Source organism: Paraburkholderia sp. EG286B (genome assembly GCF_040965655.1).
GTDB lineage: Bacteria > Pseudomonadota > Gammaproteobacteria > Burkholderiales > Burkholderiaceae > Paraburkholderia.
Map to the genome: position 1 here is coordinate 1 of NZ_JBFRCF010000088.1, position 2,799 is coordinate 2,799.

Annotated in this window: 1 protein-coding gene and 1 pseudogene; both read left to right on the top strand. The window is 60.7% G+C overall.

Annotation, left to right across the window (positions count from 1 at the left end):
• Positions 1–791 precede the first annotated feature (791 nt).
• Positions 792–1,844 (top strand): annotated as a pseudogene (locus AB4Y42_RS43685) (diguanylate cyclase).
• 263 nt (positions 1,845–2,107) lie between these two features.
• The gene (locus tag AB4Y42_RS43690; protein WP_368697814.1) at positions 2,108–2,248 is read left to right on the top strand and encodes a hypothetical protein; all 141 of its coding nucleotides are present in this window, start codon (positions 2,108–2,110) and stop codon (positions 2,246–2,248) included.
• The last annotated feature ends 551 nt before the right edge of the window (positions 2,249–2,799 follow it).

Sequence of the window (2,799 nt, forward strand, 5' to 3'; positions counted from 1 at the left end):
TGCGGGCAGATCTGCACCATTGGACGATCGGTCTTCCGCCTGCGCCGCGGAGTAGCTTGCCACAGGCGACGTCACAACGTGTTTCTTCGGTGCGATCTGCGGCGGGCGCGCCGATTACTGCGCTAATATCGAGGGTCTCTGGATCGTCGCCGGTCAATACGACTTCGGCAGACCGAGCGCGAGCAGCGGCAGCACGCTTTCGCGCAAGCCGCGCTCGACGCGGTACTCCTTGGCGTAGCCGAATCCGTTTAGATCAATCGTTTGGCCTACTTGTAACGACGCATTAGAATGTCTCGAATCGATGTATTTACTATAGAGCCTTTTTTGACCTCCATGCCCCAGCCACTATCCGGCGACAACAATCTCGACGCGGGTGCAGGAACAGATACCAGCCGTTGACGCGTTGACGGACCAACGACCGCAACACGGCTGACGGCACTCCGGCCATGGTTTGCGCGGAAGGGCCGTTGTCGGGTGCGGAGCCGACCTTCAAATGTCCAGCTGAGAGCGAGGTCGAACGGCCGGACATGGCCGACCTCGTTCCGTGCCCCAACGGTGAGAGCAACGCAGAGTCATGAGTGTCGCCGTCGGCCCGCAGCGATGGGGGGCGGCATCCGGCAGAGATCGATCCATTCCGTCATCAAGAGCTCGCTTCGAACTGGAGGAGTTCCTTCGATCCCCCGGTCGTCAAGCGACGCCGTACAAGGTTCGAGGCGATCGATCTTTGCGCCGGGCTCAAGGCACTGCTGGCACCTGCCGATAACGCACCTACGCGTTATTGGACGACCACAATGGGTCACGAAGAAAACGATCTGGCCCGCAGTTCGCTTCTGGCCGCATTCCTGCGCCGCGAGGACAGTCTTGCACCGCCAGGGCGCCAGCCCGGCGAGGACAACCCCGCCGTTTATCGCACGCTGCTCGAATCCACACGGGCGATCCCTTGGAAGATCGACTGGGCGACGATGCAGTTCGCCTATATCGGCCCGAAGGTCGAAGCACTACTTGGCTACGCGCCGTCCACGTGGAAAACGGTCGAGGACTGGGCGACGCGCATGCATCCGGACGACCGTGAGGCCGTGGTGAATTTTTGCGTCGCGCAGTAGCAGGCGGGCACCGATCACGAAGCGGACTATCGCGCGCTTACTGCGGACGGCGGCTATGTGTGGATTCGCGACGTTGTCCACGTCGTGCGCAAAGAGAACGGCGACGTTGACGCGCTGATCGGCTTTATGTTCGACATCAGCGAACGCAAGCGCACGGAGCAACGGCTCGCGGAACTCCAGCGTGAACTGGAGCGCCTCTCGCTGTCCGACAGTTTGACAAATGTCGGCAACCGTCGCATGTTCGACACGGTCATTGCTCGTGAATGGGCGAGCGCGGCGGCATCGGGCAAGCCGCTTTCTCTCGTGATGATCGACATCGATTTCTTCAAGTCGTACAACGATTACTACGGTCATCTGCAGGGCGACGAATGTCTGAAGCGCATTGCGCGCGTGCTCGGCGAGGCAGCCCAGCCGAACGCGTTCTTGGGCCGGTTTGGCGGCGAGGAATTCGTGCTCGTGCTCGCGGACACCGACACCGATCACGCCGTGCGCATCGCGGAGCGTTGCCGCACGCTGATCGCGGAGGAAGGCATCGCGCACCTGCGCTCCCCCCACGGTCAGCGAGTCACGGCAAGCTTCGGGGTGGCCACCGTTGTGCCAAACGGAGGGATCGACGTCACAGCGTTCATCAATCTGACGGATGCGCAACTCTACCAAGCTAAGGATCAGGGACGCAACCGCATCGCGGCGGTGGACCGGGCAGGTATCGGCGGCGAGGGATTCAAGTTGCAGTCGCGCTGACCCTTTCCTTGATAGTGCGACGTCCTTCCGGCATATGGGCACTTGACGAGAGTCGAGCGATGGCAGTCCGATCGGTGGGCTAGGCCGTCGTCAGCGAGATTGGGACATGGGCCGTAGTGCGTAGCCGCCAGTATCACGCCGATCCGCACGTGCAGTGTGCCGCTGCGGGCGCCGAAGGCACTTGCGCGCTTGTGCTGCGCCATTGCATCGTCGCTCGCGGGTTCAAGCGGCCAGGGGATGGCGTCACAAAGGACTTCGACGGTGTGGCCGCGCTCAAGCCATTGCATGGCTTCCACGATCGTGAGCGGCAAGCGCAGATCGGTGCAACATTTTCCACATGCCGTGCAGCCGAAATGGACATCCATTTTGATGGGCTTCCTGATCTGGATCGAGAACCTGGCTGAGGCTGCCGATTCACTCTATCGCGCGCGATGCAACAAGGCCGTCGTCACTATACGTCGTCGACCATCGTCATTACGGAGCGCAATTGCGCATGGTCGAGCAAGCGATCGGTCTCTCGTCTCAGGCCGCCGCACAATATGCGTTCGCGCTCTGGATAACCGGCCGATCATCTGCGAAGCCGGAAATTGGACCGGCTTCAGATTCAGGTAAGGACGAAGAGCTATCCATCCGTCACGTTAGTCTCTATGTACCTAAGCCGGCAGCTGGATTCCACATTTTAAGGCGAAGCCCATGCGGCCATTTTTCCTGCGGGTCCATGAGGGACGACAAAGCCTTGTCGGAGCATAAGTGATGAACATGATGGGAGCCTTAACAAGAGGTTTGGTTGAATGTCGGCGAAGACTGGACGAGGTTGTTCGTGATTCATGTCAGCGGGCGGCGTTATAGAGCCAATCTGGGGGCGGCGTAATCGGGCCACCTGAGGGGCGGCGCAATGAAGCCAGTTCAGGGGCGGCGTAATCGAGCCACCTCATGGGCGGCGTAAAGAAGCCAC